General features: G+C 62.4%; 14 protein-coding genes. All 14 read right to left on the minus strand.

Translation table 11 applies throughout. The features are described from left to right. Window positions 1-3: 3 nt before the first annotated feature. The 14 genes from P3G66_RS26955 to P3G66_RS27020 all read right to left on the minus strand — a co-directional run bounded on the left by P3G66_RS26955 (window position 4) and on the right by P3G66_RS27020 (window position 14,080). A complete protein-coding gene (locus tag P3G66_RS26955; protein WP_257216604.1) occupies window positions 4-540 on the minus strand; it encodes a hypothetical protein in 537 nt (178 codons plus the stop codon). Then, window positions 507-1,826: an MlaD family protein gene (locus P3G66_RS26960; protein ID WP_211921118.1), complete on the minus strand. Its 1,320-nt coding sequence runs from the start codon at window positions 1,824-1,826 to the stop codon at window positions 507-509. The genes P3G66_RS26955 and P3G66_RS26960 overlap by 34 nt, the downstream gene beginning before the upstream one ends. Further along, window positions 1,823-2,956, minus strand: coding sequence for an MCE family protein (locus tag P3G66_RS26965; RefSeq protein ID WP_276117360.1), 1,134 nt, complete (start codon window positions 2,954-2,956; stop codon window positions 1,823-1,825). The genes P3G66_RS26960 and P3G66_RS26965 overlap by 4 nt, the downstream gene beginning before the upstream one ends. Continuing rightward, window positions 2,953-4,218, minus strand: coding sequence for an MCE family protein (locus P3G66_RS26970; protein WP_276117361.1), 1,266 nt, complete (start codon window positions 4,216-4,218; stop codon window positions 2,953-2,955). Before P3G66_RS26970 ends, P3G66_RS26965 begins: the two co-directional genes overlap by 4 nt. After that, window positions 4,215-5,237: an MCE family protein gene (locus P3G66_RS26975; protein WP_030536766.1), complete on the minus strand. Its 1,023-nt coding sequence runs from the start codon at window positions 5,235-5,237 to the stop codon at window positions 4,215-4,217. Before P3G66_RS26975 ends, P3G66_RS26970 begins: the two co-directional genes overlap by 4 nt. Next, window positions 5,234-6,256, minus strand: coding sequence for an MlaD family protein (locus tag P3G66_RS26980; protein ID WP_007728666.1), 1,023 nt, complete (start codon window positions 6,254-6,256; stop codon window positions 5,234-5,236). Before P3G66_RS26980 ends, P3G66_RS26975 begins: the two co-directional genes overlap by 4 nt. Further along, on the minus strand, window positions 6,253-7,422 hold the full coding sequence (locus P3G66_RS26985; RefSeq protein ID WP_042450457.1) for an MCE family protein: 1,170 nt from the start codon (window positions 7,420-7,422) through the stop codon (window positions 6,253-6,255). The genes P3G66_RS26980 and P3G66_RS26985 overlap by 4 nt, the downstream gene beginning before the upstream one ends. Window positions 7,423-7,431: 9 nt before the next feature. Further along, window positions 7,432-8,304, minus strand: coding sequence for an ABC transporter permease (locus P3G66_RS26990; RefSeq protein WP_003944051.1), 873 nt, complete (start codon window positions 8,302-8,304; stop codon window positions 7,432-7,434). Beyond that, window positions 8,301-9,014, minus strand: coding sequence for an ABC transporter permease (locus tag P3G66_RS26995; protein ID WP_231915201.1), 714 nt, complete (start codon window positions 9,012-9,014; stop codon window positions 8,301-8,303). The genes P3G66_RS26990 and P3G66_RS26995 overlap by 4 nt, the downstream gene beginning before the upstream one ends. Before the next feature lie 61 nt (window positions 9,015-9,075). Next, window positions 9,076-10,329 carry a cytochrome P450 gene (locus tag P3G66_RS27000; RefSeq protein WP_030536770.1) on the minus strand — a complete coding sequence of 418 codons (1,254 nt, stop codon included), beginning with the start codon at window positions 10,327-10,329 and terminating at the stop codon, window positions 9,076-9,078. Window positions 10,330-10,382: 53 nt separating this feature from the next. Further along, window positions 10,383-12,020 carry an acyl-CoA synthetase gene (locus P3G66_RS27005; protein ID WP_007728656.1) on the minus strand — a complete coding sequence of 546 codons (1,638 nt, stop codon included), beginning with the start codon at window positions 12,018-12,020 and terminating at the stop codon, window positions 10,383-10,385. 26 nt (window positions 12,021-12,046) lie between these two features. Next, entirely contained in the window at window positions 12,047-13,294 is a 1,248-nt protein-coding gene (locus tag P3G66_RS27010; protein WP_276117362.1) for a hypothetical protein, read from the minus strand. A 5-nt stretch (window positions 13,295-13,299) separates the two neighbouring features. After that, window positions 13,300-13,851 (minus strand): hypothetical protein, encoded by a 552-nt coding sequence (locus P3G66_RS27015; RefSeq protein WP_042450454.1) that lies wholly within the window; start codon window positions 13,849-13,851, stop codon window positions 13,300-13,302. 37 nt (window positions 13,852-13,888) lie between these two features. After that, window positions 13,889-14,080: a ferredoxin gene (locus P3G66_RS27020; RefSeq protein WP_020907945.1), complete on the minus strand. Its 192-nt coding sequence runs from the start codon at window positions 14,078-14,080 to the stop codon at window positions 13,889-13,891.

The raw sequence follows: 14,080 nt of genomic DNA on the forward strand, positions 1-14,080 counted from the left end.
GCTTCACGGCACGAACTCCACACTCGACATCAGTACCCGCCCGTCGACGTCCTCGACACCGACGCGCAGACGGTAGGTGCGCGCCGAAGACTCTCCCGCTGAATTGCCGACCTGAGCAGATGCCGCGATCAGCACCACCCCCGAGTTACCGGATTCCGATGCCAAGGCTGCGGTGTCGACACGCCCGTCGGAATCGACGGCAAAATCACGGATGGACGCGACGAACGCAGATTCGCCGGACTTCAGTTCGTCGGCAAAGGTTCCCGTACTCAGCGACTGCAGTGTCTCGAGGTCCTCGTCGACTGTGGCGGAGTGAACGTCGATCAGAGCGAGGGCTCCTGCGACCGCACCGTCGACGTACTCTTGACGCTGGGACTCTCGCGCGCGGTCCGATCGAACTGCCAGACAACCGAAGACGACAACGACGCTCAGAGCCGCGAGTGCAATCCAGACCAGGGCAGTGAGTACACCGCGCTTCCCTCCGACCGGATCCAGCACCTCACCTCTCAGCGATTCGTCGGCGTCAGCAACTGTTGCCACGGCTCACCCTCCCCCGAATCGGAAGCAGCAGGAGCTAATTCCGTGTGTTGATAGTCGACACCGTCAGGCCCGGTGTACAACTCGCCGGGAGCATTGGTCCCCGACGGCACGTACGCTTCGGGGCTCCGACAGATCTCCGGGCTCGGTGCTCGTTTGCCCGGTACCTCCATACAGGGAATGTTCCGGGATCCACGAACTGCGAAGACCGAGTTCTGCGGAACTTTGCAGTACAGATCAGCCGGGGTGTCCGGCACACTCATCTGGGTCGGGTCCCGTCGCTGATCGGCCGGAAGGTAACCGGTCGAGCACGCCGCGGGGTCCTGCGCTTGGAGGTGGAAGTTGACGTTCGCGGCGCCGTCCACCTGCCCGCGTTGTACGACGGTTTCCTGTGCCGCGACCAGTGGCGGCAAGATGACGAGCACCTGCTCCAAACCGGCGTTGTACGTCAAAGCCACCTGAGCGGTGCTGGTGAAATTGGCAAGCAGCACAGGCAAAGTGGGTTTGAGGCCTTGAAACAGCAGGTCGGCTTCAGTCGCGAAGCCCGGTCCGGTCTCGAGGATATTGCGCACGGACCCGTCGGCGACCTCCAACTGTCCACTGAGTTGAGCGACACTGGACGCCCACTGGCGAATCTGATCGCCCGTCACCACCTGTGTCTGCAGGAGCGGATCCAACTGCTGTACGAGCGTCGTGGCCGGGGTTGTGGCAGCAGACATCTGATCGACGAACGAGGTGGTCGAATCCAGCAGACGAGCCAGGTCCTCTCCCCTGCCACCGAATGCTGCCGCGGACTCGTCGATCACCGACCGCAACTTGTCCTGCGGTACCGATGCGAGCATCGCCTGCGCCTGATCGAGGACCGGTCCGATCTCGGTCGGGATCGTGACAGCGTCGGGGCCGATCACGTCTCCGTCGGCCAGAAACGGTCCGTCCGCGGTTCTCGGTTGCATGTCGACGTATTGCTCGCCGATGGCCGACACACTTCGCACCGCTACTGCGAGCCCGCTGGAGGGAACGGGAACCGCACTCTCCAAAGATAATTCGGCGCGTACCACTCCCGGAGACAGACGCACCGATCTGACCTGACCGATGGTGTCGCCGCGATAGGTCACGTTCGCGTTCCGATACAGGCCACCGGCGTCGGGCAGTTCGACTGTCACCGAATAGCGCCCGATTCCGAGCATGGTCGGAACTCTCAGGTACGAGATAGCCGCTGCGCTCATGCCTATCACCGCCAGGATCGCGAAGATCGTCAATTGCCTTCGCACCAACTTCGTGAGAATCATCGTCCACCTCCCTGGGCGGGCTGCGCTGTGCCAAGTGGGCCGGGCTGCCCTGTGCCGAGTGGGGCGGTCAAGGGATCGACCAGTACTCCGTTCTCCACGGGGGTTTGCGGCGCCCCGAACGGCGTACCGAAGCCGAGACCTGACTGGAGGCGATTACTCGTGAGGTCGATCAGCGCCCACAGATTGGTGTAATCGCCGCGCATTCCGTCGTCGATGGTCGTCTGGGGGAAGGGGAAGGTACTCAGGTTGCCCAAATTGTTGATCAGGTCCGGTCCTGTTTCGACCACCTTCTGCAGCGTCGATTCCAAGGCGCTCAAATTGGCTTTCAAATCGTCGCGGGTCCGGTCGACCAGATCGGTCCCGACGTCCCCGAACCTGCCGACCGCATCGAGGGCGGTGGTCAGGTCGACGCGTTGGGCGCTGAGTTCCGCCAAGGCCGGATCAAGGGTCTCCAACGCCTCACCGAGAACGTCTCGCTGGGCCGTGATTTCACCGGCGAAGACGTCGAGATTCTCCATGGTCGTGACCATCGCATCACGTTGGCGGTCGAGTGTTTCGGTCACGGTATCCATCTGACTCAGCAGGTCGCGAGCCGCGTCGGTCCGTCCGCCGAGCGCCGTGTTCAGCTCCGTGGTGATGCTGTGAATCTGAGCGAGCCCGCCGCCGTTGAGGACCAATGACAGTGCCGTCAACGCTTCCTCGGTGGTGGGATAGACGCCGGCCGACGGGAGGGGGATCACCGATCCCTCCGACAACCGCCCTTCCGGCGCAACATCGGTAGGCGGCGCAAGCGCAACGTGTTTGGACCCGAGCAGGCTGGTTTGGCCGATCTTGGCCGTCGCATTGGCGGGCAGCGACACCGAGCCGTCGAGCGCAACCGTCACCCGTGCGTGCCAGTTGTCGGTCTCGATCGCACTGATACTTCCGACTGTCACGTCGTTGACCATGACCGGAGAGTTGGGACTGATCGACGTGACGTCCGGCATCTCGATCACGACCGAGAAACTTCCCTCACCGCGGCCGGCCGCGCCCGGCAGCGACACCGAATTCAGCCCGCTCCATTGACAACCCGTCAGAACGAGCACGGCGCTCGCCGCCACACACACTGTTCCCCACCGGCGGCCAGTCATCGTGATCCTGTCGACGGCATGAGCAAGCCGGTCAGATCAGACGCCACCGGTACCGTCGGAAAGCTCAAGGCGCCAGTCGGTTCCAGATCAGGCTCGCTGTACACCAGTTGGTCCGGAAGAGCCCCGAGCGCCCGGGTCGGATTGATGCTCAGGTCCGGGTAGTTCGCCTTGATCGTGTTGAGCAACGGGCCGAGGTATTCGATGCACAAATCCGCGCCCTTCTTCGAGGTGTCGTTGGCCAGGCCGGCGATTCCGCCGCAGATCAAGTCGATCGGGTTGCCGACGTTCTGGAATGCGGGCACACCCACCATCGCTCCTTGGGCCGGCCGGTAGACGTTGTAGTAGTTCGACAACGCTGTCGGAGCCAGATGCAGTACCTTCTCGAGACCTGCGCGCTTGTCGACCAATACCTGGGACACGTCGGCCAACTTCGCGATCTGCTCCGTCAAGCCGGTTCGGTTCTGTTCGACGAACCGCTGTACGTCGACGACGGCGGCGTCCAGATCGGCGAGAGCCGGAGCCAATTGCGTCCGGCTCTCGGCGAGCACACTCGAGACATTTGCCAGTCGTCCTTGGAACTGAACGATCTGTTCGTCGCTTGCGGCGAGTGCGGTCGTGAAGGTCTGCAGGCCGCGGATGGTGCCGAACAGATCGGCTCCGCCTTCGTCGAGTGTGCTCATAGCCTCCGAGAGTTCGGTCACCGAGCGCCCCAGCGCTTCCCCGTTGCCGGCCAGTGCGGATCCGGCACCGTCGAGGAAGTTGGCGGCGGGACCGCGATCGTCCCCGACGGGACCCAAAGCATCGGCAGCCCGGCCCAGCTGTTCCTTGATCTGGTCCCACTCGACCGGGACGGCCGTTCTGTCGAGTGGGATCTCCGCACCGTCATTCAGTGCGTCGGCGCCGTCCGTCACCGCCGGCGTCAACTGCACGAAGCGGGCCGAGACCAGCGACTGGGCAACGATCACCGCTTTCGCGTCCTCGGCGACGGGAACCTCGCGCGCCAATTTCAGTTCGACGCGCATTCGATCTCCCTGTGGGGCGATCGCGGTGACGCGGCCGACGTCGACTCCCACGACACGAACGTCGTCACCGACATACAGACCGGTCGTCGAGGTGAAGTAGGCCGTCACGTTGTAGTAGCGCAGATGTTGCACCGCAAGGTATCCCGACACGACGACGATCGCCGCACCGATGACGCTTCCACCAACGACGGCGATTCGACGCCAGTTCACCGGTTTGCGAACTCGTAAGGCACCCATCATCGAACCTCCGGAATCGGTAGCGGCGCAGGTGGTAGCCCGAACATCGCGTTGATCAACGGTTGGGTGTATTGCGCCGGCACCAGGTTCTGAACGTAGGCGTAGTAGAAGGGGCCGCTGGCCACGGTGTCACCGAGCGTGCCGACGTACGTACCGAGACCGTCGATTCCCTGAGAAAGGTTGTCCTTGTTGTTCTGCAGAATTCCGACAACCGTGTCGAGTTTGCCGAGGACCGGCTGCAATTGCGCCTCGTTGTCGTGGACGAGTCCGCTCAGCTGGGTCGACAACGCCGAGATGTTCGTGATCACTTCCCCCAGCGCCGCCTGTCGCCGATCCAGTTCTCCCAACAAGGCGTTGCCGTCGACGAGTAGCGCGTTGACCTGTGGTCCACGCTCGGCCAGCGTCCCGGCGACGTCGTTTGCATCGGACAGCAAGGTGCGCAACATGTCGTCGCGTCTATTGACGCTGTCGGAGATCCGTGCGACACCGTCCAGCGCCGGCCTCAGGTTCGGCGCACTGTCGGACATCACCTGCCCCACTGCGTCGAGCGATTCGGAGAGTTGGTCGAGATCGATGTCCTCGACCGTCGTGGTGAGGTCACCGAGCACGTCGGGCAGCGAGTACGCCGATCTTGTTCGCTCGACCGGGATCTCGCCGCCGACCGCGATCCTTCCCGGACCGTCCAGATCGAGCGATACCGCTCGCTTGCCGAGCAACGACATCGTGGTGACGGCCGCCGATGTGCTTTCTCCCAAACCGATCGAGCCTTCCAGTGTGAAATCCACGCGCGCGAGTCCGTGCTCGACCTCGATCCGATCCACCGTTCCGATCTTCACTCCGGCGGCGTTGACTTCGTCTCCCGGCGCGAGACCGCTGGCGTCGGCGAACACCGCGCTGTACCCGACACCCGATTTCAGGAACTGCAGATTCTGATACTGGAGCGATGCCAATACGACGGCGGCCGTGACGACCAATCCCACGACCCCCACGCGTACGGCCTGGCTCTGTGCCATCTCTCTCATCGTGGTGCGCACCTTCCGGTCGTCTGATCCACCAGGTCGACAGTGAGCGGCGTACCGTCGGCACCGTCGACCTTCAGTGCGATTCCGCACAGATAGAAGTTGAAGAACGACCCGTACGAGCCGACTCGGATCAGCTGCTTGTAGTTCGAGGGCATGGACGCGAGAATCCGATCGAGCTCACTCTGTTGCTCGATCAGCGGATTCAGGCTTGCGTCCAGCTTCGACAGGTTTCCCGCGATGTCCGGGCGAACTCCGGCGAGGAGATCGGCGAAGGTGCCTGATGCGGTGTTCACACTCTCGACGGCAGTCCCGATCATCTCCCGGTCCGCCGCGAGCCCGCTGACCAGCTGTTGTAGGTGATCGAGAGTGTCACTGAACTGACCACCGCGGCTGCGCAATTCGCTGAGCACACCGTCGAGGTTGCCGATCACTCGACCGATCAGTTGGTCGCGGTCTGCGAGAGTGTTCGTAATCGATCCGGTGTGCGCCAGCACCGATGCCACAGTTCCGGACTGGCCTTGAAACACCTCGAGCAAGGACATCGACAACGCGTTGACCTGCTCCGGGTCCAGGGCTTGAAACAGCGGCTTGAAACCACCGAGTAGCGCATCGAGGTCGAGTGCCGGTGCGGTGCGATCGACGGGGATGCTCTCACCCTCCGGTTGCGGTTCCGCGATCCCCGGATCGTCGAGCAATTCGAGGTATCGATTACCCACCAGATCCTGATATCGAACAGCGGCTCTGGTCGATACGGTCACGGTGTCACCCGTATCCACACTGAAACTCACGTGGGCACGGTGATTCCCACCGAATTCGACGGAGCCGACAGAACCGACCGGCACACCGGCGATGCGCACCTTGTCGCCGGCTCTGAGCCCGGAGGCGTTGACGAACTCCGCCGAGTACGACCTCGCGTCGCCACCTCGCATCTGGCCGAACACGAGGATCAGCCCGGCGTTGACGAGGATCATCACCAGAACAAAAATTCCGAACTTGACGGTGTACCCACGAACTTTCATCGGATCTCCGTCCCGAACAGGTAGCTCATCAGATCCGGGACCGTGTTCATCGGTTGCCCACCATTCGGCTGACGCTCGGGCGCAAACGGATTCACCCCGGTATCGGTCACCAGGTACGGAGCATTGACGTTCGGATCACGCAAAGGGAGACCCATACACTGCGGACCGCCGGTAGCCGCCACCTTGGGCAGGTCGTCGGGATATCGGTACGGTTCGGTTCCGGCAATCAGACCGATCGACATCTTGATGCCCGGTTGACCGTTGTAGGCGCCGTCGCCGATCCGCTTGCTCTCCTGCAGACCGTGGAACATGCAGGGAATCACCGGGGAGTATTCCTCGAGCAGTGCGGTGGTCGGCCGCAGTAACGACAGAACGGTGTCGATACCGTCGGCGTTTTCTCCCAGTACATCTTCTCCGGTGCGGGCGACCCCGATCACGTTGAGCAAGAGGAGATCAAGATTCTGCTGCTCGTCGAGAACAGTGGTTCCCGTCGTCGTGAGCGAGTCGAGTGTGTCCATCAAGTCGAGAACAGCGTCGCGGTAGGTCTGTGTGACGGCTGGTAAATCCGTCAACACATGATCGAGAGCCTCACGTGCAGTGTTGAATTCGAGCAAGGAGGAATCTGCTTGTTCGAGTGCGACCCCGAGCCGTTCGCCGCGTCCTTGCAGAGCAGTCGAGAGGGCACCCAATGTCGAATCGAGTTTGCCCGGGTCCACCGTCCGGAGCACGGTGGTGAGTTTCTCGAACACCGTGTTCAGCTCGACGGTCACCCGGGATGCGTCGATCGTCGCTCCGGCGGCAAGTCGCGCACTACTCGGCTGCTCCGGCGAGGACAGGCTGACGAACTTCGCGCCGAAGGCCGTGTTCGACGTGATCGCCACATTCACGTTTGACGGAATCGATTCGAGCGCTTCGGGATCGATCGACAACGACAGTTGTGCGGTGGCGTCGTCAGTCGGCGTGATGGACTCCACCGAGCCCACGGTCACCCCGGCCATCTTCACCCGCGCGCCCGGATCCATCACGAGCCCCGCGCGCTCCGCGATCACCGTGATCGGGACGCGAGCGACAAACACCTGGTTGAAAGACGCGACCGACAACGCGATGACCCCGACGATCGCCGCAGCCAAGCCCAGAGCAGCCAACTTGTAGCCGTATCTGTGCACGCAGTCCCCCTAACCGGACAGATTGAAGTTGCCGGAACCGCCGTAGAGCGCGAGTGAGACGAGCAGGGTCACCGCCACGACGCAGATCAGCGAGAGCCGAACCCCGCGGCCCACTGCAGTTCCCACGCCCGACGGTCCCCCGGACGCGTTGTATCCGTAGTACGTGTGGATCAGCATCACCAGTAGTGCCATCACGAGCACTTGAACGAAGGACCATGCGACATCGACCGGATCGAGGAACGTCGTGAAGTAGTGGTCGTAAAGACCGGAGGACTGACCGAACAGCACGACCGTGGTGAACCTTCCGGCCAGAAAAGATCCTACGAGCGCCAATGAGTACAGCGGCAAGATCGCGATCATCCCTGCGGTGACGCGGGTGCTGACGACGTACGGGACCGAACTGATCGCCATCGATTCGAGGGCGTCGATTTCCTCACTGATGCGCATGGCACCGATCTGCGCGGTCGAACCTGCGCCGATCGTGGCCGACAGGCCGATTCCCGCGATGACCGGCGCAGCGATACGAACGTTGATGAAGGCGGAGAAGAATCCGGTGAGCGCTTCGACTCCGATATTTCCCAGTGAGCTGAAACCTTGGATCGCAATGGTGCCGCCCGAGGCGAGAGTCAAAAATCCTACGACCGCAACCGTGCCGCCGATCACTGCCAAAGCTCCGGTGCCCATGCTGATCTCGGCTACCAGCCTCAACACTTCTTTCGGGTGTTTGCGAATTGCCCACGGGATGTGAGCGATGGCGCGCGCGAAGAAGACAGCTTGTCGCCCGACATCGTCGATCGAGCGTGACGTTCGAGCCACCCGCGCCCGCGTGCGTCCGAACTTGCCGATTTGTGCCAGCGAATCCGACAGCGTCACCTCGATCACCCCGCCGTCAATCGGATGCCGACCGCGGTGACGATGGTGTTGACGACGAACAACGCCATGAATGCGTACACCACCGTTTCGTTGACGGCCTCCCCCACGCCTTTCGGCCCACCCCGTACCGACAGTCCGCGATAGCAGGCCACCAATCCCGCCAGCATCCCGAACAGCGCAGCTTTGACCATCGACAACGCCACCTCGGGGAGGCCGGTCAGCAACGTGATTCCCTCGACGAAGGCGCCAGGGTTCACGCCCTGGAGAAACACCGAGAAGGCGTAACCGCCGGCGATGCCGATGACGCAGACGAGTCCGTTGAGCAGCAAAGCCACCACGGTCGACGCGACCACCCGAGGAATCACCAGCCGAGTGATCGGATCGATCCCGAGCACCTCCATGGCGTCGATCTCTTCACGAATCGTTCTCGATCCCAGATCGGCGGCGATGGCAGTCGCGCCCGCACCTGCCACGATCAGCACCGTCACCACCGGACCGACCTGAGTCACGGCGCCGAGCGCGGCCCCGGCGCCGCTGAGGTCGGCGGCACCGATCTCACGGAGCAGGATGTTGAGCGTGAAACTCACCAGGACCGTGAACGGCACGGCCACCAATACGGTCGGCACGATCGACACCCGGGCGATCATCCAACTCTGCTCGAGAAACTCTTGCACCTGAAAGCGGTTGCGGAACAAGCCCACTGCGACATCGGCGCCCATCCGGTAGAACTGGCCGAGTTCGCGCATCGGGCCCGCAAGTGCAACTCTTCCGCTGTACACGTCAATGCCCCGAAGGACATGACGTGGAGTTGCCGTAGTCGACCTTGAATTCCTTGATCCCGTTGAGCCAACCGGACGAGAGCCTGCTCGGATCGCCGAGCTTGCTGATGTCGGGCATGTGATCGGCGATCTTGCCGAAGATCAGATCGACCTCCATTCTGGCCAGGTTGGCGCCGACGCAGTAGTGCGGCCCGGTTCCTCCGAACGCGAGGTGCGGGTTCGGGTCTCGGGTGATGTCGAAGACGTCGGGGTTCCCGAAGACGGTTTCGTCGAAGTTCGCCGAGCCGTAGAGCAGTACGACGCGCTGCCCCTTCGCAATCGCAGTGCCGGCAATCTGTGTGTCCACCACTGCTGTTCGTTGCATCGACGTCAGTGGCGAAGCCCAGCGGATGATCTCGTCCGCGGCGGTGCGCGGACGCTCGCGCTTGTACAGTTCCCACTGATCCGGATGCTCGAGAAATGCCATCATGCCGAGTGTCGTTGCGTTTCGCGTCGTTTCGTTGCCTGCGACAGCCAACATGATGACGAAGAAACCGAACTGTTCCGGGGTGAGTTTCTGCCCGTCGATGTCGGCATGCACCAAGCGCGAGATGATGTCGTCGAGCGGTTCCTCCCGCCTCGCCTCAGCCAGTTGATAGGCGTAGCCCAATATCTGCGCCGACGCCATCCGAGACTCGCCGGCGAGTGACTCGTCGTCGTATCCCGTCATCTGATTCGACCATTCGTACAGCTGACGGCGCCCGTCCTGCGGTACACCGATCAGCTCCGAGATCGCCTGCATGGGTAACTCGCTGGCGACCTGGCTGACAAAATCACCGCTACCTTCCGCCACGGCAGCCGACGCTATGTCTTCTGCCCGCGCTTCCAACCCGGCCCGCATCGCTTCCACCGACCGCGGAGTGAACAAGCGTGCCACCAACTTGCGCAGCTGTGTGTGCTCAGGGGCGTCCTTGTTGATGAGGACGTGTTTCGTCGCCTCCAACTCCTCCGCCGAGATGTTGTCTTCATGCCGCGGAATGCAGCCGTTGACGTTGCTCGAGAACTCCTCGCTGCGCAACGAGACGTCGCGGACGTCTGCGTGGCGGGAGACAACCCAACAACCACCGTCGTGAAATCCGCCGGTACCCGGTTCCTGGGCGTTCCACCAGACCGGAGCGCATCGTCGTAGTTCGGCGAACTCGGCAAGCGGGACGCGCTCGCCGTACAGATGTGGGTCGGTCACGTCGAACCCGTCGGGAAGGTCGATCTCAGGCATTGCAGATGCTCCTTTACGGATGGGTGCCGGGTGCCGGGTGTTGCGTGTGAGCGCTAGTCGATCCGGTGGACCGGGTCGCTGTTCTGTGAGAACTCCTTGGCCCAGCGGTAGTCCGGCTTGCCGCTCGGCGCTCGAACGACCTCGTCGGCGATCCAGAAGGAACGCGGAATCTTGTAGCCGGCGAGGTGACTGCGGGCGTGCTTCTCGATGGATTCGAAATCCGGTTCCACACCGTCGCGGATGCGAAGCACTGCCGCCACCCGATTGCCCCACCGCTCGTCCGGAACACCGATCACTGTCGCGTCGTAGATGTCGGGATGGGCCTTCACCACGGCTTCGACTTCTTCCACGAAGACCTTCTCGCCGCCGGTGTTGACCACCATGTTTCCCCGTCCGAGGAGGGTGACCGAGCCGTCGTCCTCGATCCGCGCCCGGTCTCCGGTCACCACTGCCCGCGCGCCGTTCACCTCGCGGAATATCTCGGCCGACTTCACCGGATCGTTGTAGTAGCCGAGTGGAACGTTTCCGAGTTTCGCCAGCCATCCTTCGGCGCCCGAGCCCGGCTCCAACACTCGGTTGTCGTCGTCGACGACGACCGTGAATCTGTTGGCGCCCACTTTGGGTCCGCCACGCTGCTCGAGCCCTTTGGTTGCGAATCCGATTCCGCCGAAGCCTGTTTCGGACGATCCAACCGAATCGGAGATCATCAGATTCGGAAAGACGTCGAAGAACGCATCTTTGACCGATCCGGAGAAGAGCGCAGCGCCGGAGGCGAGCACGGCCAGGCTCGACGCATCCGGTTGCAATTCGTGATGGGCTTCGACCAGTGGACGGCCCATGGCGTCGCCGGTGATGACCATGACCTGCGGGCGATATTCGGCGACGACTTTCCAGACCTGCGCCGCATCGAACTTCGGTTCGAAGATGACGGTGTTTCCGGAGAACAGAGCGTTGAACGTCGGCATCAGTGCCGAGGTGTGGATCAGCGGTGGAAGCATGCACCACCGCATCGGTTCGGCTGCCGCGGCGCCACCGCGCGACTGCTGGTACTCGTCGGCGATCGGCTCACCCGAATAGAAGTCGTAACCGCCGGCCAACACGCGCCAGATGTCTTCCTGCCGCCAGACGACGCCTTTCGGTCGTCCGGTTGTTCCGCCGGTGTAGAGAACGTAGACGTCGTCGCCGGAACGCTCGGGAAAAGCATGTTCACCTACGCGCAGCGGGGATTGGTTGCCGAGCGCATCCTCGTACGCCACTGCCCCCGGAATCGACGGTTCGTTCCCGAGAGCGAGTTCGTCCGCCACCTCGATCACGTACTTGACCCGCGGCGCGGACACCAACGCCTCGGCAACCCGCTCAGCGAAACCACGATGGAAAACCAACGCCGTGAGATCCGCGTTCTCGTACAGGTAAACCAATTCGTCGCTCGTGTAGCGGTAGTTCACCGTGATGGGAACGCCGCGGATCTTGAAGGCCGCGAGGACAGCAACCATCGCCTCGATCGAGTTGTGCAGTTGAATACCGATGTGCGAACCGACACCTAACCCGACGGACTGGAAGTAATGCGCCAATCGGTTGGCCCGCTCGTCGAGCTCACGGTATGTCACCTCGTCGCCGGAAACGATCAGCGCGAGGCGATCGGGCATCGCATCGACGGAATGCTCGAACAGGTCTGCAAACGTGTACGCCATAGGTTGAGTCCTTCGGGTTCGGCCGGTCAGACGACGAAGAGAGGCAAGGGGATTCCGCGATCTTCGAATACGAATGCCGCGCCGGTACTGACCTTCGTGATGGCGACTTCGACGCATTCCGGAGCGGGAGCTTCGGTGATGTCGACGGCCAGAAGAAGCCCCGCGGCATCTTCGGCCACCACTCTCACGGTGAAGTGCGGATTCACGCCGCGGACCAAAGCTTGGAGAGGATCGAGGTGCTCGCTGCCGAGCAAGGTCGGCCAACCGCCGTCTCGGTCGACAAGAGCTTCTCGCGAGATCCGCAGCTCCAGAGCACCGCCGTCCTGTCGAATCTCGCTCTCCACATACTGCTTCGGATTCAGCAAGGGATGCACGGACAGGACCAATGCCAACGATTCCAGCGTCGAAGGAAGCCCGAGCGCATCTCGAATACGCTGTGCCGCAACTCCCGCGATTCCGGTCAATTGCTTTCGCGTGATCTCGCGAGCCTTGTCTTCGTCGGCACGGCGGCGAACCGCTGCCAGAAAGCCCAACGCCAACAGATGATGCTGCACGCAGATCTCCTCTGCGATACGAACCAAGGCTGATCGCGAGAAGTCGGAAAACCTCAGGTCGGACAACAACGGACCCGAGTAGTCCGCCCTACCGTCCCCACCGTGATCGATCGGGCTCAGCTCGACCGTCACCGCGGCGGTGCTTCCGATCTGCTCGGTGTGCGCGGTCATCACGGGAGGCGTGTGCGACGGGTCGATGGACACGGTCCAGGCGCAGTGCGGATGTCGGTCGGCGGGCCTGCGCGGTGGTCGGTGAATCGGCCGGATCTGGGCGCGCGGGTTGGTCGCGATGGCCGTTGCATCGAAAGTCGGATCCTCGATGTCGTGACACATCGAGGTCACGAACTCATCGCCCAACGGCTCGACGTCCATGAGTGCTCCGCAATGGTCGAGCCAGAATTCACCGTGCAGCGGATCGTCGACCCGGTATCGAAAGTCCATGAACTGTGGAGGAGCGCCGATGTCGAGTTGTAATCCTTTGAAGATCGTCACGACGTCGTCGCCCTCGTATCCGAGAGCCTTCTGCATGCGGCGGGTGTACCAGGGGCTGGCCGATTCCCACTCCTCGACGGCCACCTGCGCCATACCCTCGCGTCCGAATTCGGCGATCAGATGCGCCATGCCCGAGCGATCGATCAGCTGCCCGCACAGGAGCAACTCGGGCACCAACACGGCAAGGTCGCGCTGCGAGAGTGTCTCGAAGGAATCGCGCACCGTCATCGGACTCACCACAGCGGGACCGGCGCGGTGCCCACCGGATACCAGCCCGGTAGCGGGTCGCCCGAGATCGATCGCTGGATCCGCCCCTGCATCCCCTTCGAGAGAGCGTTGTTGCCGATCATCTCCATGAACAATGCCGACACGTTCCCGAAATCGAAGAAGTCACGCTGCCAGGACCATTGGAAATCCCCGCCGTAGCGGAACCAACTACCACCGATACCGTAGACGGAGTAGTTGCTACCGTCCTCACGCTTGGCATCGGAAATCTGCTTCCACAAGCCGATCACGTTTCCGCTACGGTCGTCGATCACAAAGTCTTGATACGGATACTCCCAGCCTTCGAGGCCCTTCATCTCGAGACCGAGCGCGACTTCACGAATCTCCTCGCGCCCCACCGCCATGAAATCCTGCTTGGGGCCGTAGTTCCACCCGTACGTGGCGTCCTCGGTATACATGTCCGCCAACGGTTTCCAATCGCCGGCGGCTTCGGCCTTTTTGTTCGCCTCGATCCAGCGTTGGACCATCTCGTCGAGCTCTGCGCGGTCGAAACCCGTCATCTGAACTTCCTCCCTCGAGCACATGAATTCGCTGCAATCAATCGACAATTCTCAGGGCGCCGGTCGGGCAGTACCTGACCGCCATCTCGGCTTCACCGCGGAGCGACTCGGGTGGGTCGGAGTCCAGAAGACTGACCTTCCCCCGCTTCGGGACGACAAAGATCTCCGGTGCCTCCAGCTCGCATGCCGCATGGCCTTGGCACAGGTCGAGGTCGACTTCGACGTGCAT

Source organism: Rhodococcus sp. C3V (assembly GCF_029269915.1).
Classification (GTDB): Bacteria; Actinomycetota; Actinomycetes; order Mycobacteriales; family Mycobacteriaceae; genus Rhodococcus_F; species Rhodococcus_F qingshengii.

Bases quoted from the DNA above. Each gene is read 5' to 3' on its own strand.
- P3G66_RS27010 (WP_276117362.1), bottom strand. From the start codon at position 13,294: ATGACGGTGCGCGATTCCTTCGAGACACTCTCGCAGCGCGACCTTGCC.
- P3G66_RS26960 (WP_211921118.1), bottom strand. From the start codon at position 1,826: ATGATTCTCACGAAGTTGGTGCGAAGGCAATTGACGATCTTCGCGATC.
- P3G66_RS27005 (WP_007728656.1), bottom strand. From the start codon at position 12,020: ATGGCGTACACGTTTGCAGACCTGTTCGAGCATTCCGTCGATGCGATG.
- P3G66_RS27015 (WP_042450454.1), bottom strand. From the start codon at position 13,851: ATGACGGGTTTCGACCGCGCAGAGCTCGACGAGATGGTCCAACGCTGG.
- P3G66_RS27000 (WP_030536770.1), bottom strand. From the start codon at position 10,329: ATGCCTGAGATCGACCTTCCCGACGGGTTCGACGTGACCGACCCACAT.
- P3G66_RS26970 (WP_276117361.1), bottom strand. From the start codon at position 4,218: ATGATGGGTGCCTTACGAGTTCGCAAACCGGTGAACTGGCGTCGAATC.
- P3G66_RS26965 (WP_276117360.1), bottom strand. From the start codon at position 2,956: ATGACTGGCCGCCGGTGGGGAACAGTGTGTGTGGCGGCGAGCGCCGTG.
- P3G66_RS26980 (WP_007728666.1), bottom strand. From the start codon at position 6,256: ATGAAAGTTCGTGGGTACACCGTCAAGTTCGGAATTTTTGTTCTGGTG.
- P3G66_RS26975 (WP_030536766.1), bottom strand. From the start codon at position 5,237: ATGAGAGAGATGGCACAGAGCCAGGCCGTACGCGTGGGGGTCGTGGGA.
- P3G66_RS27020 (WP_020907945.1), bottom strand. From the start codon at position 14,080: ATGCACGTCGAAGTCGACCTCGACCTGTGCCAAGGCCATGCGGCATGC.
- P3G66_RS26995 (WP_231915201.1), bottom strand. From the start codon at position 9,014: ATGGGCGCCGATGTCGCAGTGGGCTTGTTCCGCAACCGCTTTCAGGTG.